This window comes from Actinocorallia longicatena (assembly GCF_039534125.1).
Classification (GTDB): domain Bacteria; phylum Actinomycetota; class Actinomycetes; order Streptosporangiales; family Streptosporangiaceae; genus Actinocorallia; species Actinocorallia longicatena.
On the sequence record NZ_BAAAUV010000044.1, the window covers coordinates 12002 to 37158 of the forward strand.

The window sequence follows — 25157 nt, forward strand, 5'->3', positions numbered from 1 at the left end:
CCGCGCATCTCGGTGGCCGGGTCCGAGCCGTTACCAGACGGGCCGGGCGCCCGGGCCGTCCGCGGGCCTCCCGGGGCCGGAAAGCCCTTGTCCGTAAGGGCTGCGGCGCGGACGTGAGCTTGTTCACCTTCCGGCAATGCCAAATCGAGACATTCTTCCCAGACCAGACCGGCCCTGTTCACAGTGCGTTCACCTGGACCGGTCCGAGTCGTTCACCTGGGCTTCCTAACTTCTGAGTCGACGGTGACCCCATCACCCTGATCAGCCACGGGGACACCGCACCTAACCAGGAGGAATTCCCCGTGAAGAACGGCATCCGGCTCTCCGCGCTGGGCGGCGTCGTGCTCGCCAGCGCCCTCGCCCTCTCCGCGTGCGGCTCGGACGACAACGGTGGCACCACGGCCGCTCCGGCCGGCGGCGACGCGAACTGCGTCAAGGCCACTGTGAACGCCGCCGGCTCGTCCGCCCAGAAGAACGCCGTCGAGGCGTGGACGAACGGGTACAGCGCCACCTGCGACGGGGCGGTCCTGAACTACAACCCGGCCGGTTCCGGCGCGGGCATCCAGGCCTTCACCCAGAAGCAGGCGGCCTTCGCGGGCTCCGACTCGGCCCTGAAGCCCGAAGAGGTCGACCCGGCCAAGGCCCGCTGCGGCGGCAACACCCCGCTGAACCTGCCGATGGTCGTCGGCCCGGTCGGCGTGGTCTACAACGTGAAGGGCGTCTCGGACCTCCAGCTGTCCCCGAAGACCCTCGCGCTGATCTTCACCGGCAAGGTGAAGACCTGGAACGCCCCGGAGATCGCCGCCGAGAACAAGGGCGCGACCCTCCCCTCGACCGCGATCAAGCCGGTCTACCGCTCCGACGAGTCGGGCACCACCGACAACTTCACCAAGTACCTGGGCGTCACCGCCAAGGACCAGTGGAGCTACGAGCACGCCAAGGTGTGGCCGTCGGCCATCGCCGGCGCGGGCCAGGGTGCCGCCAAGTCCGACGGCGTGAGCACGGTCGTCAAGCAGACCGACGGCTCGATCTCCTACGTGGAGCTCTCCTACGTCACCAACAACCAGCTCTCGGCCGTCAAGGTCCAGAACGGCAACGGCGAGTACGTCGCCGTCTCCCCCGAGGCCGCCAGCAAGACCATCGAGGGCGCGGCCGTCAAGGGCACCGGCAACGACCTGGCGCTCGACATCGACTACGCCACCAAGACCCCGGGTGCCTACCCGATCGTCCTGGTGACCTACGAGATCGCCTGCGAGAAGGGCCTCGAGGGCGACCAGGCCAAGTTCGTCAAGTCCTTCCTCACCTACACCGCGAGCGACGCCGGCCAGGCCGAGCTCGTCAAGATCGGCTACGCCCCGATCCCGGCCAGCCTGATCACCAAGGTCCGCGCCTCCGTCGCCGCCCTCTCCTAGTCCGAGCAGAGCGCTGAACCGCAGGCACGACCGCAGCCCCGCCACCCGATCGGGTGGCGGGGCCGCACCCGCTTCCGAACATGAAGTAAAGAACCCTGAAGGAGGGGTTGGGGTGACCAGCTTCGACGAGGTGAACACCGCCGCCACGACGGTACGGGCACCGCGCAAGCCGACGAGCACCGGACGCAACGGCGACCGGCTGTTCTACGGAGCCTCACTGGGCTCGGGCGTGTTCGTCCTCGTCATCATGGCGGCCATCGCGGTCTTCCTGGTGTGGAAGGCGATCCCCGCGCTGCAGGCGAACGAGGCGAACTTCCTGACGTCCGAGGAATGGGACGCCAACTCGATCCCGGCGCGCTTCGGGATCCTGCAGATGGCCTGGGGCACCGTCGCCGCCTCGACCATCGCGCTGCTGCTGGCGACCCCGATCGCGATCGGCATCGCGCTGTTCACCACCTTCTACGCGCCCAAGCGGCTCGCGGACGGCCTGGGGTACGTCATCGACCTGCTCGCCGCGGTGCCCAGCATCGTCTACGGCCTGTGGGGCCTGATCTTCTTCGTGCCGAAGATGAACACCTTCTCGGTCTGGCTCAACGCCCACCTCGGCTGGTTCCCGATCTTCGGTGGGCCGGAGGCGGAGGTCAGCGGACGCTCGCTGTTCACCGCCGGGGTCGTCCTGGCCATCATGATCCTGCCGATCATCTCCTCGATCTCCCGTGAGGTCTTCCAGCAGGTGCCCCGGCCCAACATCGAGGCCGCTCTCGCGCTCGGCGCGACCCGCTGGGAGATGATCCGCATGGCGGTCCTCCCGTTCGGCCGCTCCGGCATGATCTCGGCGATGATGCTCGGCCTCGGCCGCGCGATGGGCGAGACGATCGCCGTCGCGATGGTCCTCGCCTCGGCCCCCGGCATCACCCTCCACCTGCTCAAGACGGGTGGCAGCACCTTCGCCTCGAACATCGCGCTGAAGTTCGGCGAGGCGGGCGACATCGGCCGCGGCGCGCTCATCGCCTCCGGCCTCGTCCTGTTCTTCATCACCATGATCGTCAACATGGCCGCGCGGGCGATCGTCGCGCGTCGCAAGGAGTTCGTGTGAGCGCCCCGTCCCCCGCGCTGCCGCAGATCTCGGCCAGGCGCAAGACCGTCGACCGGATCATGCACGGCCTGATGTACGTGTTCTTCGGGCTCGCGCTGGTCCCCCTGATCTCGCTGATCTGGATGGTCGTCAAGAGCGGCATCTCCCGCCTCGACGGCGACTTCCTGAGCCACTCCTCCAAGGGGGTCGCCGGGTTCCAGCCGGGCGGCGGCGCCTACCACGCCATCGTCGGCACGCTGGAGATCATGCTCCTGACGACGATCATGGCCGTGCCGATCGCCGTCCTGACCGCGGTCTACCTGGTCGAGTACGGCCAGAACAAGCGGCTGGCGCGCATCATCAGCTTCTTCGTCGACGTCATGACCGGCGTTCCGTCGATCATCGCCGGCCTGTTCATCCTGGCCTTCTGGATCCTGGTCCTCGGCAACCAGGCCTCGGGCTTCGCGGGAGCCCTCGCTCTGGCCATCCTGATGATCCCGACGGTCGTCCGGTCCTCGGAGGAGATGCTCAAGCTCGTCCCGAACGAGCTGCGCGAGGCCTCCTACGCGCTGGGCGTCCCCCGGTGGCGGACCATCACCAAGGTCATCCTGCCGACCGCGTTCAGCGGAATGATCACCGGCATCATGCTGGCCGTCGCCCGTGTCATGGGCGAGACGGCCCCGCTGCTGCTGGTCATCGGCACCACCAAGGTCATCAACACCAACCCGTTCAGCGGGTCGATCTCCAGCCTCCCGACCTTCATCTGGGAGCAGTCCGGCGACCCGAACCAGTTCTCGGCCGACCGGGCCTGGGCCGGAGCGCTCACCCTGATCCTCATCATCATGCTGCTCAATCTCGGCGCCCGGCTCGTGGCCCGCCGTACCTCGATCCGTTAAGGAGTTTCCGTCCCATGGCCAAGCGCATCGAGATCTCCGGACTCAACGCCTACTACGGCAACTTCCTCGCGGTCGAGGACGTGTCGATGACGATCGAGCCCCGTTCGGTCACCGCCTTCATCGGCCCCTCCGGCTGCGGGAAGTCCACCTTCCTGCGCACCCTCAACCGCATGCACGAGGTCATCCCCGGCGGGCGCGTCGAGGGCAAGGTCCTCCTGGACGACCAGGACCTCTACGAGGACAGGGTCGACCCGGTCGCGGTCCGCCGCGTCGTCGGCATGGTCTTCCAGAAGCCCAACCCGTTCCCGACGATGTCGATCTACGAGAACGTCGCGGCGGGCCTCAGGCTGAACGGCGTCCGCGGCGGCTCCCAGCTCGACGGGATCGTCGAGGAGTCGCTCAAGGGCGCGAACCTGTGGAACGAGGTGAAGGACCGCCTCGGCAAGCCGGGCGCCGGCCTGTCCGGCGGTCAGCAGCAGCGTCTGTGCATCGCCCGGGCCATCGCGGTCCAGCCCCAGGTCCTGCTCATGGACGAGCCCTGCTCGGCCCTGGACCCCATCTCCACCCTCGCGATCGAGGACCTGATCGCCCAGCTCAAGAGCCAGTTCACGATCGTCATCGTGACCCACAACATGCAGCAGGCCGCCCGCGTCTCCGACCGCACGGCCTTCTTCAACATCGCGGGCACCGGCAAGCCGGGCAAGCTCATCGAGCTCGACGAAACCTCCAAGATCTTCACCAACCCCGGAGAGAAGGCGACGGAGGACTACATCACCGGCCGTTTCGGGTGATGTCCAGCACGTGATCGGGGCCTGCCGGAAGGCGGGCCCCGCCGCTTTTCCAAGGTCAACAGGTGGCCATGGCGCGCGAAAACGTCCGTGTCAGGGGTGTGCGGAAGTTGATCACCGGCAACCATCTCCGGAGAGGGGTTGGTGGCCGGGCGGAAAAACCTCGGTGAAAGTTCGTCATACCGGGCATGACCGCCTACGATCGCCTGCGGACAGTTCCCGCACTAGGAGAAGAACGTGCGCTTGCGTCTCACACCGCGTGAAGACGGCTTCTACGGCCTTTTCGCCGATTCGGCGAACAACCTGGTCACCGGAGCCCGCCTGCTCGTGGAGCTCATCAGCGAAGGCGCTGACAGAGAGGCCATCGCGGAGAAGATGCGCGCCTGCGAACACGCGGGCGACGAATGCACTCATGCGATCATGCACCGGCTCAACGAGAGCTTCATCACTCCGTTCGACCGGGAGGACATCTACGATCTGGCGTCCCAGCTCGACGACGTCATGGACTACATGGAGGAAGCGGCCGACCTGGTCGTCCTCTACAAGATCCAACGCCTTCCCAAGGACGTCCTCCGTCAGGTCGAGGTCCTCGAGCGCGCGGCGGAGCTGACCGCTGAGGCCATGCCCCGGCTGAAGACCCTGCGGGAACTGAACGCCTTCTGGATCGAGATCAACCGTCTCGAGAACCAGGCCGACCAGATCTACCGCAAGCTGCTCGCCCACCTGTTCAGCGGCGAGTACGAGCCCCTTGAGGTCATGAAGCTCAAGGAGGTCATCGACCGTCTCGAGGACGCGGCCGACGCGTTCGAGCACGTGGCGAACACCGTCGAGACCATCGCGGTCAAGGAATCATGACCACGGAGGGACCCGTCACCGACGAGGTCGAGGGCGTCAAGACCCTGACGCCGCCGCCCTCGCCCAGGCCGGAGGCCAAGCAGAGCCGCCGGACGCTCCATGTGACCCTCGCCGGCGCGGCCGTCTCGGTCGTGGCGGGGGTGATCGCCATCCTGTGGCTCGGCCCGTCGGCCGAGAGCATCTGGCTGGTGCTGGTGGTCGCGGTCGCGCTCGGGTTCAACTACACCAACGGCTTCCACGACGCGGCCAACGCGATCGCGACGTCGGTGTCCACCCGGGCGCTGACGCCGCGTGCCGCGCTGCTGATGGCGGCCGTGATGAACCTGCTCGGCTCGTTCGTGGGCGTCGGGGTGGCCAAGACGATCGCCGACATCCTGCCCGACCTGTCGGGCGTGAGCGGGCTCGCGGTGGTCTTCGCCGCGCTGGCCGGGGCGATCATCTGGAACCTGATCACCTGGTGGTTCGGGCTGCCGTCGTCGTCCTCGCACGCCCTGATCGGCGGCCTGGTCGGCGCGGGCATCGCGGCGGCCACGACGATCGGCTGGGACAAGGTCGTCGACAAGGTCATCATCCCGATGATCCTCTCGCCGATCGCCGGTTTCCTGCTCGGCTACCTGTTCATGGTCGCCATCCTGTGGACCTTCCGCCGGGCGCGTCCCAGCAAGGTCGGCAGGGGCTTCCGCATCGCCCAGTCGCTGTCCGCGGCGGCCATGGCCTTCGGGCACGGCCTCCAGGACGCGCAGAAGACCATGGGCGTGATCGTCCTGGCGCTGGTGGCCACCGGCTACCAGACCGACACCGGGCACGTCCCGCTCTGGGTGATCCTCGTCAGCGCGTTCGTGCTGTCGATGGGCACCTACGCGGGCGGCTGGCGGATCATGCGGACGCTCGGCCGCAAGGTCATCGAGCTCGACCCGCCGAAGGGGTTCGCGGCCGAGGCCACCGCCTCGTCCATCCTCTACGTCGCGGCGATCGGGTTCCACGCACCGATCTCCACCACCCACGTGATCTCCTCGGCGATCATGGGCGTCGGCTCCACGCAGCGCCTCTCGGCGGTGCGCTGGGGCATGGCCGGCAACATCCTCATCGCCTGGATCCTGACGCTTCCGGCGGCCGGAGCCATGGCGGCGATCGTGTTCGGGCTGCTGAAGCTGTTCGGGGTCGACTAGATCAGCATTCGCGGGCTCCTGAGGGGCCGCGGACACGGAAGAGCCGCCCGGACCGTCGTCCGGGCGGCTCTTCCGTCGTCTTACGCGTTCGGTTCCGGGCGAACTCCGAGCACGATGTCGATCTCGGCAGCGGTGAGCTGCCTCTCAGCGGTGGCGACCGCGCCGAGCAGTTCCGAGTAGAGCTCGATCTCTCCGAGCGCCACGTCGTCGTGCAAGCGCCGGTCGAGTTCGGTCAAGCGCATCGCGTTCCACCTCCGTTCCCATGGTCCCCACACCCACGGCCAAGGTTACGACGCCGCCCGCCCGGATCCCATGACCCAAGCGGGCCATTCGGTGGCTACTCCTCCGCGCGCCTGGTCTGGTGGAGTTCGCCCAGAATGATCTCGAGGTTGCTCTCCGGAAGATCCCGGACCGTCAGCCTCGCCACGGTCAGCGCGTCGGCGCCGGGCGCGCCGGCGAGCCTGCGGGCCTGGCGGACCACCGTCTCTTCGAACCATTCGCGGATGGTCCTGCCGTAGGCGAAGCCCTCGCCGTCCCTGGCCCGGGCGATCCTGGCCATCAGCTCGACCCGCAGCTCCTCCTCGACCAGGTAGAGCTTGTTCTCGGCCAGGCCGGTGAACAGCCTGACCAGCTCGCGGTCGCTGGGCGGGACGAACGTGAGCCGCTGGAACGTCGCGGCGACGTCCGGGTTGGCCTGGAGGAACCTCGACAGGTCGGTGCCCGCGATGATCAGCATGTAGGGGTGCTCGCGCATCCCGCGGAACAGCTCGGACACGACGGCCTGCGGCAGCCGGTCGGCGTCCTGGACGAGCAGGATGCCGCCGTCGGCCTGCTGCGCCATGCCCGCGACCTTCAGCTCGGTCTCGAGGGCGTCCCGGCCCTGGAGATGGACCGGACGGCACTGGATCAGATGGCCGGACGGCAGCAGGCCGAGCGCGCCGAAGATCCCGCCGACCAGGCCGGCGACCGTGGTCTTCCCGGTGCCGGACGGGCCCTCGAAGAGCAGGTTGACCGGACCGTCGGCCTCCTCGGCGAGCCGTTCGACATCGGCCTTGACCTCGGGGATGCCGAGCAGGTCGCGGAGCGTCTCGAGGTAGCCCTCGACGTCTCCGGCCGGGCGCAGCGCCGGTTCGATCGACTCGGCGACGCCCGTCAGGTCCTCGGCCCGCACGACCAGGCCGTCGCGGGCGCCCCGGCCCAGTGCGCGCTGGCACGCCCGGTCCAGGTAGGCCTCGACCAGCCGCGCCCCGGACAGGTCGCCGGGGCCGCGCAGGCGTCCCAGATCCTCGCGGGCGACGGCCCAGGCGGCCCCGTCGAGGGAGGCCCTGCGCTCCTGGGCGAGGACGCCGAGGAGCGTCGAGCGCTGCTCGACGTCGCGGAGCTCCGGCAGCCGGAAGACCCGGAAGATCTCCTGCACCTCCGGATGGTCCTGGACGAAGCGCTTGAACGAGCGCGGATCGCAGGTGGCGATCATCGGGGTACCGGCCCTGCCCCGGATCGTCCTGAGGGCCCTGAGGAAGACCTTCGGGTCCGCGGCCTCGAGGATCGCGGCGTCCAGGCGTTCGATGAGGACGGTCTGGCCGCCGGGGTCGAACAGGGTCGCCAGCCGTTCCAGGGCGAGGCCGCGCAGGTCCTCGGCGTCGGACAGCCGGTAGCCGCCGTCGCCGACGATCTGCGCGATCATGCGCGTCAGCCTCCGCTGGCCGGTGTGGACCCCGCCGACCAGCAGCACCGACACGGCCGGGGGGCCCTTCGGAGCGACGGCGGCGCCGCCCTGGTCGAGCATGGTCCGCGGGGCCCCGCCGCTGGAGTCGATCATCGTCGCGTGGGGGTCGGCCCGCCGGCCGCGCGCCTCCGCGGCGGCGGCCTGGAAGGCGGCCGAGTCGAGCGAGGTGGCGTTGGGGTCCACCCGCCCCGCTCCCTGCGCGCCGCCCTGGTCGAGCATGGTCGCGTGGGCGTCGGGGCGCGGGGGCCGCTCCCCGGCCTTCGCGTCCGGCGCGGTGGGCATCGCGCCCCTGGCCTCGGCGAGCGCGGCGTTCAGCGCCCCCTGGTCGAGCAGCGTCGCGTTCTGGTCCACCTGCCCCGCTTTGGCCTCCGCTACGGCCTCCAGCAGCGCCTCGGAGTCCTGGACGGTCGCATGCGGGTCGATCGCCCGCCCGCCGCGGGCCTCCGCGAGCGCCGCCGCGACCTCGCCCTGGTCGAGCATGGTCGCGTGCGCGTCCACGGCCCCCTGCTGCTCCGCTCCCTGAACCTGCTCCACGCCCTGGACCAGGGTCCGGTCGTGCGCACCGGCCTGCGGCTGCGAGCCCTGGACGAGCGTCCGGTCGAGCGGGCCCGCCTGCGGCTGGACGCCCTGGACCTGCTCCACGCCCTGGACCAGGGTCCGGTCGAAGGGGCCCGGCTGGGGAAGCGCGTTCGGCTGGGTGGCGTTCTGGTCGGCGGAGGGGGTGTTCGTCACGATCTGGGTGGCGTTGCCCGCGGTCGCGGAGACGGGGAGGGAGTCGAGGAACTCCGCGGCGTCGTCCTCGGGACCGTAGACGAAGGTGACGCCCGAGCGGACGACCGTCGGGGCGCCGTTCTTCGGGGCCGACGCCGCCGGAGCGGAGGACGGGGCCGACGGGTCCCCGCCGCCGGTGTTCTCGACGGCGGGCGGCGAGTAGTCGAGGAAGTTGCCGACCATCGTCTCGGACATGACCTGGGTGCCGTGGGCCGGGGCGACGCGCGGGCGTTCTCCGGTCGCCTCCCCCGCCGGGCCGGGGACGGGCGGCTGGCGCGGCCCGTCCGGCTGGTCGAAGCCGAGCGGCCCGGTCGAGTGCGGGTCGGGCTCGCCGCCGCCGAGCAGACGCCCGCCGGCGTTCTTGGCCCGGCCGAACACCCGGCCGAAGACCTTCCCCGCCTTCTGGGCGAGCTCGTCGGCCGTGGGCCCGCGCTGGATCGCGGGGCGTCGCGCCCCGTACTCCTCCTCCGGCGCGGCGGGCTGCTGGGCGTCCCGGGCCTGGCCCGCGTCCGGGCCGCCTTGCTGGGCTCCCCACTGCTGACCGGCGGGCTGGCCGCCTTGCTGGGCTCCCCACTGCTGACCGGCGGGCTGTCCCTCCGGCCCCGGCTGGGCGCCCCACGGCTGCTGCACCGGCACCGGCAGCCCGTCGGGGCCGGTCTGGGCGCCCCACGGCTGCCCGGCTGCGACGGGCGGGCCGTCGGAGTCCTGCTGGGCGGCCCAGGGCTGGGCCTCGGGGGCGCCCGGCCAGGGCTGGCTGCCCGCCGGGACGCCGTAGGGCTGGCTCTGTGCGGCGGGCGACTGCGGGTGGGCTCCCCAGGTCAGCGGTGAGGGCAGCGGACGGGCGTCGGGCGCGGGCTGCGAGGGCTGGACGGGCTGCTGCCACGCGGGCGCGGCCGGAACCGGGTTCGGCGCCGCGGGGGCCAGCGGCGTCGTGCCCGTGGCCCGGTCCCCGATCAGCTCGGTGAGCAGCGCGATCGTCGCGGGGAATCCCCGGGGACGCGCGGGGATGCCGCCGCCCAGCCGGCACCAGGCCAGATCGAGGTGGTAGAGCGAGGCGAGCAGCCCGGCGGGATCGCGGGTGGCCCGGCGGAGCTGGTCGGGCAGGTGCGTCTCGGCCGGCCAGAACCGCCGCCGCAGCGGATGCCCCGGCTGGGCGATCATCGCCTGGATCGTGTAGCGGACCTCGGGGTCCAGCCAGGCGATCACCTGGCCGACCACGTCCTGGCGGATCACGGAGAGGTCGGCGGCCAGCAGCGAGGCGGCGATCAGGCGCGGCTCCACGAAGTGGACGTCACCGGGCGCCCCCGCCGACGGCACGAGCGCCTCGGCGAAGTCGTAGAAGGCGTGCCGCAGATGCTCCCCCGCCGACGTCTCCGCCCGCAGCGACGACGCCAGGTTGCCGGGGCAGCGCCCGATCCACGCCGTGACGAGCGCGGCGTCGTTCTGCTGGGCGGCCCGCTCGTCGTTCTTGCCGTCGCCGCCGAGGATCGCGAGAAGGGCGTCGGCGCGGGGCCGGAAGCGCTTCTCCTCGCGCAGGGCCGAGGCCGTCGCCCAGATCGTCCGCAGGATGCCCGAGGCGGCCCCGGAGGCACCGGCCCGGACGCGCTCGCCGTACAGCCCGGCGAGCTGCTCCAGGGTCGGCGGCGTCAGCCAGCGCGGCCCGGCGATCAGCGGCAGCGGGGCGACCCGGTAGGGGTTCCAGAGCGCGAGGAGGGAGTCGTCGAGGGCGGCGTCGAACACGGGGGCGTCCGCGCAGAAGAGCATGACGCCCCAGGTGACGGCCACCGTGACCGGGACGTGCGGCGAGAACTCCTGCACCCACCGGGGCGCCTCGGGGCGCGGGTACTCCGCGGGCGACAGCGCCGCCGCGGCCTCGACGATCGCCCGCGCGGGCCCGGTGAGCCGGGACAGGTCGACGTCCACGAACGGCAGCGCGTCCGCGGCGGTCACCGCCGAGAAGTCGGGCCCGACCGGGACGACGTGCGGCGGCAGCGGCGAGGACGTCGCGGCCGTCCGGGCGGAGCCGCGCACGGCGGTGGCATACGGCGGCGGGCAGAGGTACCACTCGGTGTCGGCGGCGTGCTTGCGGTACCAGCGCGCCCACGCCCCGAAGACCCACTCCGAGCCGTCGGGCAGCGCCAGTACCCGGGCCGCGACGGCCTGCTGCCGTTGCCCGGCCGCCTGCCCCGCCCACGACCGCGCGCCCACCAGCGCCTTGACGTCACGCTCGGCCGTAGCGAACGCATCGCCCTGCTGCCGCGAACCACCCGGTGCCCATGCCATTTCGCCATGCTAATTGGTGCGATCCGCATTGACCCCGCTTGCGCCCTATGACCGTCAGGTCCAGCGGGCTTCGCGGTGCTGCGCGGCCTTCTCGATGTAGGCGGGCGGGGTGTAGGCGAGGGTCAGCTTGTCGTCGTCCCGGAGCTCCCGGACGATCTTCGCGGGCGCCCCGGCGACCAGGACCCCGCCGGGGAACTTCTTGCCGGGCGTGACCAGGGCCCCGGCCGCGACGAGCGTCCCGGCGCCGATCCGCGCCCCGTTCAGCACGATCGCCCCGATCCCGATCAGCGACCCCGTCTCGACATGGGCGCCGTGCACCATCGCCTTGTGCCCGAGCGAGACGCGCTCCTCGAGGATCGCCGGAGAGCCGGGATCGGAGTGCATGCAGCACAGATCCTGGATGTTGCACTCGTCACCGACGACCACGACCTCCTCGTCGGCGCGGAGCACCGTCCCGTACCAGACGTTGACGTCCCGTCCCAAGGTCACCTTGCCGACCACCACCGCGCCGGGTGCGACCCAGGCCGAGGGGTGGATATCCGGTTCATCCGCGCCGAGCGCGCCCACGAGCTTCATAACCCGTATTGTGGCCAACCCGATGTCGAGAGGCCGCGGCGGACCCACCCGTGGACACGATGTGAGGACCCGCCACGGCCCCTCACCTGGAAGGACGCACAGATCAGGCTCCTAGGTTGATTGACAGTGCCGGTATCCACCGGAACACCCGGCTATGGCGGTCACGAATTGACGTGAGAACCGACGTTCCGGTTGCGCGAATAGGTCAGACCAGACCAGAGTCAACCTAGACCTGTACCCAGGGGTCCACCCCAGCCCCCGATCCCACAGAGACGACAGCCCCCGGTCACGGGGCCGACCCCCGACAAAGGCATCATGAGCAACGAAGCAGAGATCCTCCCCAACCTCCTCCGAGACGAGCAGTTCGAGATCGTGATGCGCGGTTACAACCGCCGTCAGGTCGACGAAATGATCATTCGCTATCAGAACCAGGTTCGGGACCTCGAGGCCCGCCTGGCCCGTGCTCTGGACGACGTGGAGCGCACCCGTCGCGAGATGGCCGAGGTCCGCGAGGCGCGCAAGCCCACCGGGGACGACCTCAGCGACCGGCTCCGCCAGATCATCAACCTGGCCGAGGACGAGGCCAAGGAGAAGATCGCCGACGCCGAGCGCAACGGCACCCAGATCCGCACGGACGCCGAGAAGGAGTCCAACCGGATCGTCGACGACGCCCGTGGCCAGGCCGAGCGCGACATCGCCTCCGCCCAGGACAAGGCCGGTCAGGTCCTCAACGCCGCGAAGAACGAGTCGGAGAAGGTCCTCACCTCCGCCAAGCACGAGGCCGAGCAGACCGTCACCTCGGCGCGGCTGGAGGCCGAGCGCACCCTCACCCAGGCCGAGCGCCGGGCGAGCGTCATCAACGAGGACGCGACCGACCGCCTCAACCACCTGACCAAGAACCACAGCTCGGCCCTGCAGCGCCTGACGGAGATCAGCCACACCCTCAGCGCCCTGCTCCGCGCCGAGAACGAGGCCGGCCCCCTCGAGAAGATGATCGAGGACGCCACCAACAAGAAGCCGCTCCGCAAGCACGCGGCCCCGGCTCCCTCCCCGGCCCCCGCTCCGCGCCCGGTCGCCGTCGCGCCCGCGCCGCAGGCCCCCGCGCCCGCGCCGCTCGCTCCCACGGCACCGCTCGCCCCGGCGCCGCTGTCGGTCGGCGGCCCGTCCGAGCCGGTCAAGCCGCTGTCCGCCCCGGTCCCGAGCCCGCTCACCGAGGACGACCCGATCCCCGCCCAGATCCCGTCGCCCCCGAAGCCCGCCGACACGCTCTGACCCGAACGACGAAAAGGGAGGGCCCGCCTGCGCGGGCCCTCCCTTCTTCCGTATGACCGTGATCAGTAGTCGCCTCTGCGCGAGGCCTTGATCTGGGAGCGGTGCTTCTTGCCCTGGATGCGGCGCTCGACCGCGCCCCTGCTGGGCTTGGTGGGACGCCTCTTGCGCGGTGGCTGGGCGATCGCCTCCCGGATGAGGGCCGCGAGCCTGACGCGCGCCGCCTCCCGGTTCCGGAGCTGGGAGCGGTACTCCTCGGCCCGGATCGTGAGAACGCCGTCCACCAGACGGGACGCCAGCCGCTCGAGGGCGCGTTCCCGCTGGGTCTCGCTCAACGCCTCGGTGGCCGCGAGGTCGAACAGCAGCTCGGCCGCCGAGGAGGTCTTGTTGACGTTCTGCCCGCCGGGCCCCGAGCTGCGGGAGAAACGCCAGGACAGCTCGGCCTCGGGAATCTCGACCGAGCCGTTGATCGGAAGCGGGCCGGTCGCGGACATGTCCCCATTATCGCCACGCCCCGCCCCATCCGTCGAAGCCATTTCCTTGACTCCAAGGCCACACGGCTCTCGCAGAAGCCCTGCGCCTGTACGACGAGCCTGGCCTGGGCGCTGAGAGGCTGAGGCACCGTCTTTTCCGGTGGAAAGTGGTACGCGTCACACTCATTCGGATCACTAGTGCACATGCAAGTGCTTACTTACACTGCCTCCCATGAGCGATTCGGGGTTGTTCGAGGACCAGGACGTCATCAGGCGGGTCGGCAGGGAGGGGATCCTGATCGCGGCGGGCGGTGTCGCGTCGATCCTGCAGACGTCGCATCCAGGGGTCGGGCAGGGCGTCCACGACCACTCCTACACGTTCCGGGATCCGGTCAAACGGCTGCGTCACACGATGGAGTGGCTCTACGCGGTCCAGTTCGGCACCCGGGAGGAGGCCGAACTGGTCAGCGCGTACGCCAACCGGATGCACGCCTCGGTCAACGGGCCCGGCTACGACGCCCTCGACCACGACCTGCAGATCTGGGTCGGCGCGACGCTCTTCGACGTCGCCCTCCGTTTCCACCAGGCGCTCTTCGGCCGTCTCGCCGACCACGAGGTCGAGGAGTTCTACCAGCAGAGCCGCGTCTACGCCCAGATCCTCGGCGTCCCGGCCGAGCGCCAGCCCAAGGACTTCGACGAGTTCCGCACCTACTACCAGCACCAGCTCGACACGTTGCAGATCACCGAGGCCTGCCGCAGCGTCGCCACGCAGGTCCTCCACCCGAGGGCCGCCTGGTACGAGCGTCCCGCCCTGGCCGCGGTCCGGCTGCTCACGGCGGGGCTCATGCCCGCCCGGCTGCGCGCCCAGTACGGCTGGGAGTGGAGCCGGGCCCGGCGGCGGCGGTTCCTGGTGCTGGTGAACGTCCTGCGGCTGGTCTATCCGCGGCTGCCCCTGAGGATCAGGACGGCGCCGCGCGACCACTATCTCTCCACGATCCGCCACCGGCTCAGGAAGTACGGGACCTGAGGCACCGGACATGAGGAAGGCCCGTACGGCGGCGCGACGGGGATGGCGCCGGCCGTACGGGCCGGGTGTCGCGGCGGGACCCAGGGTTCCACCCCCCAGTGCCCCCCTGGGCCCGCCGCGAGTCTTTCGTCAGGCTCCGGTGGAGTTCCCTGACAGGATCTGAGAGACCACCGTCTTCACGGTGTTCGAGGGGATCGCGAAGCCGACGCCGATGCTGCCGGAGGCCTCACCGGTGGTCGCGATCGCGGTGTTGATGCCGATCAGGGCGCCGGTCCCGTCGACGAGGGCGCCGCCGGAGTTGCCCGGGTTGATCGCGGCGTCGGTCTGGATCGCGCCCTTGATCGTGGCGCCCTCGGACTCGGCGACCGTCCGGTTCTTGGCCGAGACGATCCCCGATGTGACCGAGCCGTCCAGGCCGAGCGGGCTGCCCAGCGCGACGACGGTGTCGCCGACGACGGCGCTGTCGCTGTCCGCCACCTGAACCGCGGTCTTGCCCGTGACGCCCTCGGCCTTGATCACGGCCAGGTCGTTGCCGGGGCTCGTGCCGACGACCCGCGCGGGAGCGGAGCCGCCGTCACTGAACTTGACCGTGATCTGGGACGCGCCCTCGATCACGTGGTTGTTGGTCACGATGGTGCCGTCGGACCGCAGGACGACCCCCGAACCGGTGGCCGACTCGCGGGCCGACTCCGCGCTGATCGACACGACGCCCGGCTGGACGGCCTTGGCGATGTCGGAGATCGAGGTGGTCCTGGAGACCCCGGAGACCGTGACGGGCGCCTTGATCCCGCCCTCGGACCCGGTGAGGGCGACCGCCCCGACCGCTCCCGCGGCCCCTCCGCCGAGGGCCAGGGCGACCGCCGCCGCCGTCGCGGCGACCTTCTGGCGGGCCGAGAGGAGCCCCGGACGCTGAACCGGAATCCGGTAGTTCGGCTGCGGACCGTACACCCGTGTCTCCTGCGCGTCCATCATGCTCCCCCAAAGATTTCTCTGCTCGGTGCCGAGAGGAGGTCATCCCCTCGCCACAAACAAGAATGCTCCGGGCAAATGAAAGATTCCTGAACACACCCTTGGCGTAGGTAAAGAAACAAACTGACATGCCCTTTACTTAACCGGCCCTTACATTTCCGGAAATTCACCGGAACGGGAGGACCCCGCTGCACGAGTGTAACGTCTTCCCAGCTCAGCGACGTACGTGCGGAGCTCCGGAGGCGACAGAACGTCAAACTCCGCCCCCAGGAAGCCCAAGACGACGGCCAGCCCGGAAAGGGAGTCCCCGCGCAGGGCCACCTCGCAGCCCGTGTCATCAGAAATGATCACTTCGGCGGTCGTGAGCCCGGCGATCCTTTCCGCGGGGGCGTGCACCCGCACCCGTGCCTCGATCGGCCAGAACGCCAGGCGCCCGGCGACGAACCGCTGGAAATCGCCTTCGGGCGGCTCCCGCGGCGTGAACCTCGGCCCGGCCGGGACGCGCGGCCGCACCCGGTCCGCCCGGAAGATCCGCCAGTCCCCGGGGGCGAGGTCCCAGGCGACCAGGTACCAGCGGCGGCCCCAGGAGACGATCCGGTGCGGCTCGACGTCGCGGGTGGAGAAGGCCCCGTCGCGGTCGGCGTAGTCGAACCGCAGCCTGAGGCCGTCGCGGCAGGCCGCCGACAGGGTGATCAGCACGTCGGCGTCGACCGTCGGTCCGGGGCCCGGCACCGTCACGGTGTAGGCGTGCAGGGCGCTGATCCGGTGGCGGAGCCGGGAGGGGAGCATCCGTTCCAGCTTGGTCAGGGCCCGCAGCGCGGTCTCCTCGATGCCCTCGATCGTCCCGGCTCCGCGCAGGCCGACCGCGACGGCCACCGCCTCGTCGTCGTCCAGGAGCAGCGGCGGGAGCACGGCGCCGACGCCCAGCCGGTAGCCGCCGGCCACGCCGGGCGTCGCGTCGACCGGGTAACCCAGTTCGCGCAGGCGCCCGACGTCCCGCCGGACGGTCCGCGGCGCGACCCCGAGCCGCTCGCAGAGTTCGGCTCCCGGCCAGTCCCGCCGGGACTGGAGCAGCGCCAGCAGCCGCAGCAGCCGCGCAGAGGTTCCCACCATGCCCTCGGTCTCCCTCCATCGCGGCCCGGAACTGACCGCAATGGTCCCTAGCGTGGCAGGCATGAGCATCCAGAAGTTCCACATCGACGTCCCGCGATCCGACCTCGACGACCTGCGCGCCCGCCTCGGCGCCGCCCGCTGGCCGGACGAGCTTCCCGGCACCGGCTGGTCGCGGGGGGCGCCGCTCGGATACGTCCGGGACCTGGCCGAGCGCTGGCGGACGGACCACGACTGGCGGGCGTGGGAGACCCGGCTCAACGCGCTTCCGCAGTTCACGACCGAGATCGACGGCCAGAACATCCACTTCGTGCACGTCCGCTCCGCCGAGCCGGGCGCCTTCCCGCTCGTCCTGACGCACGGCTGGCCCGGCTCCTACCTGGAGTTCCTCGATCTGATCGGCCCGCTGACCGATCCCGCGGCCCACGGCGGCGACCCCGCCGACGCCTTCCACCTCGTCATCCCGTCGCTTCCCGGCTTCGGCTTCTCGGGCCCGACCCGCGAGGCGGGCTGGACCACCACCCGCACGGCCGCCGCCTGGGACGTCCTGATGCGGCGCCTCGGCTACGAGGCCTACGGCGCCCAGGGCGGCGACCTGGGCGCGTTCGTCTCACCCGAGCTGGGCCGCTTCCCCGGCTGCCTGGGCGTGCACGTCAACGCGGCGTCGTGGGGCTTCATCCCCCAGGGCGAGGTCTCCGAGGCCGAGCGCGCCACGCTCACCGACCTGGAACGCGAGCGCCTCGACGGGCTGGCGGCGTTCAAGGCCGACGGCCGGGGCTACTTCGAGGTGCAGGCCACGCGCCCCCAGACCCTCGCCTACGCCCTGTCGGACTCGCCGGTGGGCCAGCTCGCCTGGATCGCCGAGAAGTTCCACGAGTGGGCGGGCCCGACGTCGGCGATCGACCCCGACTGGCTCCTCACCAACGTCTCCCTCTACTGGTTCACGCGCACGGCCGCCTCGTCCGCCCGCATGTACTACGAGAACATGCACGCCACGTCCTGGGACCCCTCACCCCTGACCACCCCCACGGCCGTCTCGGCCTTCGCCGGCGACGTCTCCGTCCGCCGCTACGCCGACCGGACCCACAAGATCACCCAATGGGCCGACCACCCCACCGGCGGCCACTTCGCCGCCCTCGAGTCCCCCGCCCTCCTCACCGCCGACCTCCGCACCTTCTTCCGGACGATCCGCTGATCCCGGGGCGTGTCTACCTCTGGACGGCGATCCAGGTCTGGGCGGCCGCCGCGAGGAGTTCGCCGTCGGCGGTGTAGAGCGCGGTGCGGGCGGCGAGCTTGCGGCCGTCCGGGGCCCCGGAGTCGGCGACGAGGATGTGACGGGCGCCTGGCTCGGGCCGCCCGTACACCTCGCACGACATCCGCCCGAGCACGCGCTCGACGGTGTCGACCCAGCCGCCTGGGCAGTCGAGCGCCGCCCAGACGATCCCGTCTCCGCTCTCGGCCGGAATCCAGGTGCAGGCCGTCGTCCCGGGCCGTCCCGGCTGCTGCCCGGGCCGCAGGCGCAGCCCCGTCGGATGCGCGGGCCCGCACGCGAAGCACGTCGGGAACGGATGCCCGTCATCCCCCGCGAAGGCCTTCTCGCACTCCAGCGCCGTCTCCCACGGGACGAACCCGGGCGCCCCGAGCCCCCCGTCCCCCTCGACGACGGTCGCGACGCACGTCTCCCCGGCCATCGCCGCGAACCCGGTCTCGGCGGCCACCACCGAGATCGCGGTATCCAGCGGCGGCGGCACCCGAAGCGTCACGACGGGCCTCCCCACCAACCCGGCCGCCCCCGCCAGCACCCCGCTCGCATACCCACCGTTCCCACTGCCGACGGGCCCGTTGAACCGCCCGGCAATCCTCACCTCGACCATCCCGCGAGCATAAGCCGAACCCCGCTCCAGAGCCCTGGGACCTTGCGCCGGGGACGCGTCAGGCCGCGCTTCGGGGGAAGCGCGGCCTGACGGCGGGGTGGTGTTATTCGCCGGACCAGTTGGGCTTGCGCTTCTGGGCGAAGGCGGCGGGGCCCTCCTGGGCGTCCTTGGAGGTGAAGATGGGCAGGGTGATGTCGCCCTGCTTCTTCCACTTCTCGGACTCGGTCCACTGGGGGGACTCGACGATGATGCGCTTGGTCGCCGCGAGGGCGAGGGGGGCGTTCTCGGCGATCTTGGCGGCCAGTTCCTTGGCCGTCTCGAGGGCCTTGCCCGGGTCGGCGACGCGGTTGACGAGGCCGAAGCCCGCCAGCTGCTCGGCGGTGTAGAAGTCGCCGGTGAGGGCGATCTCCATGGCGATGTGGAAGGGGATGCGCTGCGGGAGGCGCATGAGGCCGCCCGCCGCCGCGACGAGGCCGCGCTTGGGCTCGGGGAGGCCGAACTTGGCGTCCGAGGCCGCGACGATCATGTCGGCGCACAGGGCGATCTCGCAGCCGCCGGCCAGGGCGTAGCCCTCGATGGCGGCGATCAGCGGGGTCGTCGGGGGGCGCTCGTGGATGCCCGCGAAGCCGCGGCCCTCGACGAACGGGTTCTCGCCGCGCAGGAAGCCCTTGAGGTCCATGCCGGAGCAGAAGGTGCCGCCCGCTCCGGTGATGATGCCGACGGCCAGATCCTTGCGGGAGTCCAGTTCGTCGAGCGCCGCCGCGATGCCGACGGCGACGTCCGCGTTGACCGCGTTCTTCGCCTCGGGGCGGTTGATCGTGATGACGAGGACGCCGCCGTCCTCTTCGGTCAGAACCGCATCAGACACGGTTTCCGCCTTTCAGCTACAGCGGGCGACGCCCGCGAGAGGTCTGTGGTCCAGGCCGGCAGGCCCGCCCTCGAGGCGGGACCCGCGCGGCCTGCTCCGGCTGGAGGCCTACTTCGGCTGGAAGCGGATTCCGCCGTCGAAGCGGATCGTCTCGCCGTTCATGTAGTCGTTCTCGATGAGGGCCTGGGCCAGGTGGGCGAACTCGCTCGCCTTGCCCATGCGCTTCGGGAACGGCACCGGGTCGGACAGCTTGGCCTTGAACGCGTCCGCGGCCTCGCCCTCGCCGTAGATCGGGGTGTCGATGATGCCGGGGCAGATGGTGTTGACCCGGACGCCGATCGCGGCGAGGTCGCGCGCGGCCGGGAGCGTCATGCCGACGATGCCGCCCTTGGACGCCGAGTAGGCGACCTGGCCGGTCTGGCCCTCGAGGGCCGCGACCGACGCGGTGTTGATGACGACACCGCGCAGGCCGTCGCCGTCGATGGGCTCGGTCGCGCCGATGGCGGCGGCGCCGAGGCGCATCAGGTTGAAGGTACCGACGAGGTTGACCTGGATGACCTTCTGGAAGCTGTCCAGCGGGTGCGGGACGTTGCCCTTGCCCACGGTCCGGGTCGCCCAGCCGATGCCGGCGCTGTTGATGATGACGCGGAGCGGGGCTCCGCTGTCGACGGCGGCCTGGACCGCGGCGGCGACAGAGGTCTCGTCCGACACGTCGGTCTTGACGAAGACGCCGCCGAGCTCGTCGGCGAGGGCCTTGCCCTTGTCCTCGTTCAGGTCGGCGATGACGACCTTCGCGCCCTTCGCGGCCAGCTCACGCGCGCAGGCCTCACCGAGGCCAGACGCACCGCCGGAAACGACGGCGGATACTCCGTTGACGTCCATAAGCAGCACCTTACTAGAGAGACCGAATCAGGTTCGGCTCGATGTTACCGAGCGGTCAGCACCCCGAGAATAACCGGCCCCCTCCTTGGACGAGAAGTCAGCAGTCACGAAGTTCCGGCGACTGGTTCAGCAGTTGTGCGCGTGGCGAGACGAACCGCTCGTAACGCTCGCCCTCCTCGGTGAAGGCGGCCACCCGGTGGCAGTTCTGGAACGCGAGCCGCACCCCGAAGTGCCGTTCCAGCGCCCCCCGCATGGCGTCCGACGCGAGCGCCCGCAGAAGCTGGCCCCGCGCCTCCTCGGACGGCGGCGGCGTCCGGTTGTCGGCGAACCCGTGGACCTGCGCCCCGGTCGCGACCGCGGCGATGGTCGCCCACGCGTACGGCAGCGACTCCCGGACGCATGCGACGAACTCCGCGTCCGCCACCTCCCCCCGCATGGCCCGGCCCAGAAGTTCACTCGAGACGTTCAGCGACATGACGCACTTCCCTCCGCGTTGGTGTTCCGTCGCCTCCTACCTTGACATGAAAACCGTTATCATTCCACCGTCGCTCGGCGGCGTGTCCCCCGACGTCAGGGAGCGGGCGGCGTGGGGACGCTCCCCAGGCAGGTGGCGACCGGGTCCTCGACGGAGCACCACGCGGGCCGCTTCACCGGCATGTACCCCGACGGCACCCCCCGCCGCGCGATGATCGCCCGGTAGGTCGCCACGGCGTCGGTCGGCCGCCGCTTCAGCGCCGGATCGCTCTGCACGTTCACCGTGTACAGCCCGAACCGCGGCCGGTAGGAGCCCCACTCGTAGTTGTCCGTCAGCGACCAGTAGTTGAAGCCCATCACCTTGACCCCGTCCCCGATCGCCCGCTGCACCCAGTAGAGGTGGTCGCGCAGGTGCTGGGAGCGCGTGTACCCGTCGGCCCTGCGCTTGCCGCCGTCGGTCGGCATCCCCGCCTCGACGATGTAGACGGGCAGCCTCGGCAGCCGCCGCTGGTAGTTCTTCAGCACGAAGTACAGGCCCTCGGGCTCGGACTCGATGTTCCAGAACGCGCCCGTCGCCGCCTGCCAGGCGCTGGTGTTGCCCACGCTGGCGCCGTAGTAGTAGTCGACGCCGATGAAGTCGAGCTTGTCGGTGACGTCGTTGAACACCGCCGCGTCGGAGATACCGTTCAGCACCGACCCGTAGGCGACGTTGGTCGAGACCCTCGCCCCCGGATCGACCCGGTGGATCATGTCGTAGGCCCTGCGGTGCGCCCGGACCAGCGCCGCCCGCATCACCGGCACCTTCGCGACGGGCATCCCGCCGTCGGTGACCTCGTGGAAGATGTACTGGCTCGGCTCGTTGAAGGTGATCCACAGCGCGCCCATCCCGCTGTACCGGCCGACCACGAACCTCGCGAACCGCTGGAAGTCGGCCTCGGTGCGCTTGCTCGACCAGCCTCCCTGGTCGCTCACCCAGCCGGGGTGCACCCAGTGGTTCAGCGTGATCATCGGACGCATCCCGCCGGCCCGCATCCGCCGGAACAGGTCGTCGTAGTAGCGGATCTCCTTCCAGTTCCACCTGCCGCGCTTCGGCTCGATCCGCGCCCACTCCACGGACGTCCGGAACACCCCGACGCCCAGCCCGCGCGCCAGTTTCAGATCCCCCGGATACCGGTGCCGGAAGTCGGCGGCGTTGCGGTACTTCTCCTGTTTCCTGGCGTACCGCGTCCAGTTGCTGTCCGGGAAATGCCCCTCGGACTGGAAGCCCGACAGCGAGACCCCCCACAGGAAGTCCTTGGGAAACCGCGACGTCGCCTCGGCGGGCCCTGCCGCCAGCAACGTCGCCAGCAGAACGAGCACCATGACCCGGTACATGAGGCCTCCTCGCATCAAGCACGGTGCCCGGAAGGTACGCCGAAGTGGCGCACGGAACCAGAGTTGCGACCTCATCCGGCCCGCTATGGTCGAAATCGTGACGGTCGACCTCGCCCTGTCCCTGCGTTCAGCCGATACCGGTGGCTGGCGTGATCCCGCCCGCCTCGCCGCCCTCGCCCCCGGCGCCACCCTCCATCCCGTCGACCGCCGCTCGTCCCGCGACGCGGAGGGCGAGCTCTTCGTCGGCCTCCATCTCCCGGCCGCCCGGCCCGTGGAGACCGCGTGGGGCAGGGCCGAGTCCTTCCGCGCGGTCCTGTCCGACCTGACCGAGGCGCTCGGCGATCCGCACGTCCTCGGCGCCTACGGCTCCCCCGGACCGTTCTCCGCCGAGCTCCCCGAGGACGGCAGCCACTTCGCCCGCTGGCGCGGCCCCGACTCCCTGGAGCTGCGCGCCGGCCCCGGCGGGCCCGACCTGTGGCTGTTCCCCAGCAGCCCGATGGAGAGCTGGCACTGGCGCCAGGGCCACGGCGACGACCACGCGCTCGGCGGCTTCTTCGCCTACCGCCCGGACGAGGCCACCAGGGGGCTGGGCCTGCCCGGCGGCTGGTCCACCGACGACTGGCGGGTCTTCGAGGACGCCGCCGCCGCGTTCTTCCGGACGCTCCCCGCCGCCACCTGGGCCCTGGACTTCGAGCTGTCGTTCACCGTCAACGGCCCCGACGGCGTCCTGTTCGACGTCCTGTGCGGCGACCAGCTCGAGGTCGCGTGCCTGCGCGACGACGCCCCGCCGGGCTGGCTTCCGGGCCCTCCGGTCCACGAGCGCTGGACCGAGATGCCCTACACGACCACCGCCTGGGACCCCGGCCAGGTCGACGGCGAGGCCCTCGCGGAGCTCCTCGCCGACACCGCCCGCACCCTCGGCGTCGACTCGCCGCGCGGGCTCGGCCTCGGGGACCACGCCCAGCGCCAGAACGGCTACCGGGTCGAGTACTACGGTCTCACCCTCCGCGAGATGCCGTGAGGTTTCCCCGGGGGTACAACGCAGGCGTGGACCTCACTCCCGGCGGCAAGCTGGACCTGCGGGGCACCGTCGTGGACACGGCGCTCTGGGCGTCGATCCGCGCGTCGGCCACCGCCCCCGACGGCACCGTCCGGCTGGGCCGGTGCTGGTTCGAGAACGCGACGTTCGAAGGGGTGGCGCTCAACGGCGTCCGCTTCGACGGCGACGTCTCCTTCGACGGAGCCCGCTTCCGCGGCCCGACGACCTTCTTCGGCGCGGCCTTTACCGGCCATGTCTCCTTCCATCGCGCCCGTTTCCTCGGCAACGTCTCCTTCTTCGAGGCGCGGTTCGGGCGGCACGTCTGCTTCACCGAGACCTCCTTCGAGGGGGACGCCCTGTTCACCGGCGCCGTCTGGGAGTCCGACGCGTCCTTCCAGTCGGCGTGGTTCGGCGGCGCCGCCGACTTCGACCACTCCGCCTTCCACCGCGACGCCCTCATGCAGGACGCCCACTTCCGCTCGGTCCTGTCCTTCCGCCGCGCCCGGGTGGGCCGCCATCTGCTGCTCGACCGGGCGCGCTTCCGCGACCGGGCCTGGCTCGGCCCCCTGACGGCCGGCGGCCGGCTCGGCCTCGACGCCTCCCGTGCCGCGCGCTCGGTCAAGATCGACGCGGTGGCGTCCTCCGTGACGGCCCGTGACGCCGTCTTCCGCACCGCCCGCCTGCGCCTGCCCGGCACCCCCGCCGACCTGACCTCGCTCACCGCCCAGGAGCTCGTCGTCGAGGCCGCCTCGGCGCTCCTGCCCGGCGTGACCAGCACCCGCACCGCGCTGCACGCCCTTCACCTGGACTCCTGCGGCTTCGCCTCGGCCGACTCCCCCGATCTGGGCGAGCTCAGCCTGAGCGGCTGCACCTTCGCCGGTGGGGCGCCCGGCGAGGCGGGCCAGGACGTCTCCGACCTCTATCTCGGCCTGGCCGCGGCCAGCGACGACCCCGGTCAGGCCAGGGCGCTGCGGTACCGGGCGCTGGAGCTGCGCCGCAAGTCCGAGGAGAGCCGCTGGGACCGGGCGATGCTCGCCCTCTGCTGGGCCACGTCCGGTTACGGGCTGCGCGCCGGGCGGACCGCGGCGACCGCGACGGTCCTCGCGGCCGTCCTCATCGTCGCGATCGTCGTGGTCTCGGCCACCACCGGGCATCCCGTGAACCGCCTCGCGCACCACGGTTAGCGACTTCGCCGGAAAGAATCATGAAGGCCCTCCTACGCTCGGGCAATGCGCATTTCTCGGGGGCGGGAATGCGGCCGTGACGCGACGGAACTCGCCGACGAACTGGCCGCCATCATTTCAATTCCGGACATGGAGCCGCTCGCGGTCCCGGTCCGATGGGAGACCACGACGCGCCCCGTCGTGGACGTGTCGTCCGGCCTGGTCATGACTCCCCAGCGGCGCGCCTTCGCGGGCGTCGACGACGACCGGACCGTCCAGCGGATCACCGGGCAGTTCCGGGCCATCCCGGCGAAGCGGACGGTCATCATCGGCGAGCCGGGCTCCGGCCGGACCTCGATGGCCCGGATGCTGGCCCGCGGCCTGCTGGCGGCGCGCCGTCCGGGCCGGGCGGTCCCGGTCCTGCTGCCGCTGGACGGCTGGGACCCGGTCACCGAGTCGCTGCCCGGCTGGATCGTCGGCACCCTCGCCGGGCGCTGCTACCGGGGCCGCCGCGACGTCCCGCAGCGGCTCCTCGAGTCCGAGCTGCTGCTGCCGGTCCTCGACGGCCTCGACGCGATCCCCGAGCGGATCAGGGCCCGCGCCGTCCTGGAACTGGACCGGCTGATCGGCACCGCCCGCCCGGTGGTGCTGACCTGCCGTCCCGCCGACTTCACCGGGCTGCTGCGCGACGGCTGCCCGACGCTCCACGACACCCCGGTCTTCACGCTGCTGCCCGTCGTCCCGGGGGATCTGGCCCCGTTCCCCGAGCTGGAGCAGCTCCACGACCGGCTCGGCGGGCCGGTCGGGCAGGCGCTGTCGACCCCGCTGTTCGTGGCGGTGGCCCGGCGGGTGCCGTCGCGGCTCGGCGAGGTGCGCGATCTGGCGACCCGGCTCCAGGTCGAGTCGCGGCTGCTGGAGGCGTTCGTCGCCGAGCTCACCGCGCTCGCCCCGCCGGCCCGCCGGCGCGGGCGCAACGCCCCCGAGCCGCCCGAACTCGCCCATCTGCGCGTCCGGGAGTGGCTCGCCGGCAGCGCTCCGCCCGCTCGGCGGCGGCGCGGGCCCCCGCTGGCCGGGCTGAGGGCCG

Annotated in this window: 23 protein-coding genes; 12 read left to right on the forward strand and 11 right to left on the reverse strand. The window is 71.3% G+C overall.

Annotated features, from left to right (window positions below):
• Positions 1 to 302 precede the first annotated feature (302 nt).
• From pstS to ABD785_RS39040, 6 genes are all read left to right on the forward strand, one after another.
• Positions 303 to 1412, forward strand: a complete 1110-nt coding sequence (pstS, locus tag ABD785_RS39015) for a phosphate ABC transporter substrate-binding protein PstS (RefSeq protein ID WP_344839247.1) — start codon at positions 303 to 305, stop codon at positions 1410 to 1412.
• Between the two features lie 112 nt (positions 1413 to 1524).
• Positions 1525 to 2508 carry a phosphate ABC transporter permease subunit PstC gene (pstC, locus tag ABD785_RS39020; protein WP_344839249.1) on the forward strand — a complete coding sequence of 328 codons (984 nt, stop codon included), beginning with the start codon at positions 1525 to 1527 and terminating at the stop codon, positions 2506 to 2508.
• Positions 2505 to 3383, forward strand: coding sequence for a phosphate ABC transporter permease PstA (gene pstA / locus ABD785_RS39025; protein WP_344839251.1), 879 nt, complete (start codon positions 2505 to 2507; stop codon positions 3381 to 3383). The genes pstC and pstA overlap by 4 nt, the downstream gene beginning before the upstream one ends.
• Positions 3384 to 3397: 14 nt before the next feature.
• Positions 3398 to 4174 carry a phosphate ABC transporter ATP-binding protein PstB gene (gene pstB / locus ABD785_RS39030; protein WP_344839254.1) on the forward strand — a complete coding sequence of 259 codons (777 nt, stop codon included), beginning with the start codon at positions 3398 to 3400 and terminating at the stop codon, positions 4172 to 4174.
• Between the two features lie 234 nt (positions 4175 to 4408).
• On the forward strand, positions 4409 to 5026 hold the full coding sequence (locus ABD785_RS39035) for a DUF47 domain-containing protein (RefSeq protein WP_344839257.1): 618 nt from the start codon (positions 4409 to 4411) through the stop codon (positions 5024 to 5026).
• Positions 5023 to 6195, forward strand: coding sequence for an inorganic phosphate transporter (locus ABD785_RS39040; RefSeq protein ID WP_344839260.1), 1173 nt, complete (start codon positions 5023 to 5025; stop codon positions 6193 to 6195). Before ABD785_RS39035 ends, ABD785_RS39040 begins: the two co-directional genes overlap by 4 nt.
• 80 nt (positions 6196 to 6275) lie before the next feature.
• Here ABD785_RS39040 and ABD785_RS39045 read toward each other — a convergent pair whose 3' ends face one another.
• The 3 genes from ABD785_RS39045 to ABD785_RS39055 all read right to left on the reverse strand — a co-directional run bounded on the left by ABD785_RS39045 (position 6276) and on the right by ABD785_RS39055 (position 11551).
• Positions 6276 to 6437: a hypothetical protein gene (locus ABD785_RS39045; RefSeq protein WP_344839263.1), complete on the reverse strand. Its 162-nt coding sequence runs from the start codon at positions 6435 to 6437 to the stop codon at positions 6276 to 6278.
• 95 nt (positions 6438 to 6532) lie between these two features.
• Entirely contained in the window at positions 6533 to 10975 is a 4443-nt protein-coding gene (locus tag ABD785_RS39050) for a hypothetical protein (RefSeq protein ID WP_344839265.1), read from the reverse strand.
• Positions 10976 to 11029: 54 nt separating this feature from the next.
• A complete protein-coding gene (locus ABD785_RS39055; RefSeq protein WP_344839267.1) occupies positions 11030 to 11551 on the reverse strand; it encodes a gamma carbonic anhydrase family protein in 522 nt (173 codons plus the stop codon).
• A 315-nt stretch (positions 11552 to 11866) separates the two neighbouring features.
• Here ABD785_RS39055 and ABD785_RS39060 point away from each other — a divergent pair, with 315 nt between their 5' ends.
• Positions 11867 to 12823 carry a hypothetical protein gene (locus ABD785_RS39060; RefSeq protein ID WP_344839270.1) on the forward strand — a complete coding sequence of 319 codons (957 nt, stop codon included), beginning with the start codon at positions 11867 to 11869 and terminating at the stop codon, positions 12821 to 12823.
• A 62-nt stretch (positions 12824 to 12885) separates the two neighbouring features.
• Here ABD785_RS39060 and arfB read toward each other — a convergent pair whose 3' ends face one another.
• Positions 12886 to 13314, reverse strand: a complete 429-nt coding sequence (arfB, locus tag ABD785_RS39065) for an alternative ribosome rescue aminoacyl-tRNA hydrolase ArfB (RefSeq protein WP_344839273.1) — start codon at positions 13312 to 13314, stop codon at positions 12886 to 12888.
• A 211-nt stretch (positions 13315 to 13525) separates the two neighbouring features.
• Here arfB and ABD785_RS39070 point away from each other — a divergent pair, with 211 nt between their 5' ends.
• Positions 13526 to 14320, forward strand: a complete 795-nt coding sequence (locus ABD785_RS39070; protein ID WP_344839275.1) for an oxygenase MpaB family protein — start codon at positions 13526 to 13528, stop codon at positions 14318 to 14320.
• A 129-nt stretch (positions 14321 to 14449) separates the two neighbouring features.
• Here ABD785_RS39070 and ABD785_RS39075 read toward each other — a convergent pair whose 3' ends face one another.
• Both ABD785_RS39075 and ABD785_RS39080 read right to left on the reverse strand, forming a co-directional pair.
• Positions 14450 to 15268 carry a S1C family serine protease gene (locus ABD785_RS39075; RefSeq protein WP_344839277.1) on the reverse strand — a complete coding sequence of 273 codons (819 nt, stop codon included), beginning with the start codon at positions 15266 to 15268 and terminating at the stop codon, positions 14450 to 14452.
• 171 nt (positions 15269 to 15439) lie between these two features.
• Positions 15440 to 16402 (reverse strand): helix-turn-helix transcriptional regulator, encoded by a 963-nt coding sequence (locus ABD785_RS39080; protein WP_344839280.1) that lies wholly within the window; start codon positions 16400 to 16402, stop codon positions 15440 to 15442.
• A 61-nt stretch (positions 16403 to 16463) separates the two neighbouring features.
• On the opposite strand from ABD785_RS39080, the gene ABD785_RS39085 reads away from it, so the two are divergent.
• Entirely contained in the window at positions 16464 to 17594 is a 1131-nt protein-coding gene (locus tag ABD785_RS39085; protein WP_344839283.1) for an epoxide hydrolase family protein, read from the forward strand.
• A gap of 13 nt (positions 17595 to 17607) precedes the next feature.
• On the opposite strand, the gene ABD785_RS39090 is transcribed toward ABD785_RS39085, so the two are convergent.
• From ABD785_RS39090 to ABD785_RS39110, 5 genes are all read right to left on the reverse strand, one after another.
• Positions 17608 to 18162 carry a hypothetical protein gene (locus ABD785_RS39090; protein WP_344839286.1) on the reverse strand — a complete coding sequence of 185 codons (555 nt, stop codon included), beginning with the start codon at positions 18160 to 18162 and terminating at the stop codon, positions 17608 to 17610.
• A gap of 214 nt (positions 18163 to 18376) precedes the next feature.
• Positions 18377 to 19141, reverse strand: a complete 765-nt coding sequence (locus ABD785_RS39095) for a crotonase/enoyl-CoA hydratase family protein (RefSeq protein ID WP_344839289.1) — start codon at positions 19139 to 19141, stop codon at positions 18377 to 18379.
• 108 nt (positions 19142 to 19249) lie between these two features.
• Positions 19250 to 20023: an SDR family oxidoreductase gene (locus ABD785_RS39100; protein ID WP_344839292.1), complete on the reverse strand. Its 774-nt coding sequence runs from the start codon at positions 20021 to 20023 to the stop codon at positions 19250 to 19252.
• 97 nt (positions 20024 to 20120) lie between these two features.
• Positions 20121 to 20498, reverse strand: a complete 378-nt coding sequence (locus ABD785_RS39105) for an SCO5389 family protein (protein ID WP_344839295.1) — start codon at positions 20496 to 20498, stop codon at positions 20121 to 20123.
• Between the two features lie 95 nt (positions 20499 to 20593).
• Entirely contained in the window at positions 20594 to 21871 is a 1278-nt protein-coding gene (locus tag ABD785_RS39110; protein ID WP_344839298.1) for a glycoside hydrolase family 1 protein, read from the reverse strand.
• Positions 21872 to 21968: 97 nt separating this feature from the next.
• Here ABD785_RS39110 and ABD785_RS39115 point away from each other — a divergent pair, with 97 nt between their 5' ends.
• From ABD785_RS39115 to ABD785_RS39125, 3 genes are all read left to right on the forward strand, one after another.
• Positions 21969 to 22892: a hypothetical protein gene (locus tag ABD785_RS39115; RefSeq protein ID WP_344839301.1), complete on the forward strand. Its 924-nt coding sequence runs from the start codon at positions 21969 to 21971 to the stop codon at positions 22890 to 22892.
• A gap of 26 nt (positions 22893 to 22918) precedes the next feature.
• A complete protein-coding gene (locus tag ABD785_RS39120) occupies positions 22919 to 24094 on the forward strand; it encodes a pentapeptide repeat-containing protein (RefSeq protein ID WP_344839304.1) in 1176 nt (391 codons plus the stop codon).
• Positions 24095 to 24139: 45 nt separating this feature from the next.
• On the forward strand, positions 24140 to 25157 hold a 1018-nt coding region (locus ABD785_RS39125; protein WP_344839305.1), incomplete at its 3' end, for a hypothetical protein.

Excerpts from the sequence above, each read along its gene's own strand:
- pstB (WP_344839254.1), top strand. The coding sequence starts at position 3,398 with ATGGCCAAGCGCATCGAGATCTCCGGACTCAACGCCTACTACGGCAAC.
- ABD785_RS39040 (WP_344839260.1), top strand. The coding sequence starts at position 5,023 with ATGACCACGGAGGGACCCGTCACCGACGAGGTCGAGGGCGTCAAGACC.
- ABD785_RS39045 (WP_344839263.1), bottom strand. The coding sequence starts at position 6,437 with ATGCGCTTGACCGAACTCGACCGGCGCTTGCACGACGACGTGGCGCTC.
- ABD785_RS39050 (WP_344839265.1), bottom strand. The coding sequence starts at position 10,975 with ATGGCATGGGCACCGGGTGGTTCGCGGCAGCAGGGCGATGCGTTCGCT.
- ABD785_RS39055 (WP_344839267.1), bottom strand. The coding sequence starts at position 11,551 with ATGAAGCTCGTGGGCGCGCTCGGCGCGGATGAACCGGATATCCACCCC.
- ABD785_RS39060 (WP_344839270.1), top strand. The coding sequence starts at position 11,867 with ATGAGCAACGAAGCAGAGATCCTCCCCAACCTCCTCCGAGACGAGCAG.
- arfB (WP_344839273.1), bottom strand. The coding sequence starts at position 13,314 with ATGTCCGCGACCGGCCCGCTTCCGATCAACGGCTCGGTCGAGATTCCC.
- ABD785_RS39070 (WP_344839275.1), top strand. The coding sequence starts at position 13,526 with ATGAGCGATTCGGGGTTGTTCGAGGACCAGGACGTCATCAGGCGGGTC.
- ABD785_RS39080 (WP_344839280.1), bottom strand. The coding sequence starts at position 16,402 with ATGGTGGGAACCTCTGCGCGGCTGCTGCGGCTGCTGGCGCTGCTCCAG.
- ABD785_RS39085 (WP_344839283.1), top strand. The coding sequence starts at position 16,464 with ATGAGCATCCAGAAGTTCCACATCGACGTCCCGCGATCCGACCTCGAC.
- ABD785_RS39100 (WP_344839292.1), bottom strand. The coding sequence starts at position 20,023 with ATGGACGTCAACGGAGTATCCGCCGTCGTTTCCGGCGGTGCGTCTGGC.
- ABD785_RS39105 (WP_344839295.1), bottom strand. The coding sequence starts at position 20,498 with ATGTCGCTGAACGTCTCGAGTGAACTTCTGGGCCGGGCCATGCGGGGG.
- ABD785_RS39110 (WP_344839298.1), bottom strand. The coding sequence starts at position 21,871 with ATGTACCGGGTCATGGTGCTCGTTCTGCTGGCGACGTTGCTGGCGGCA.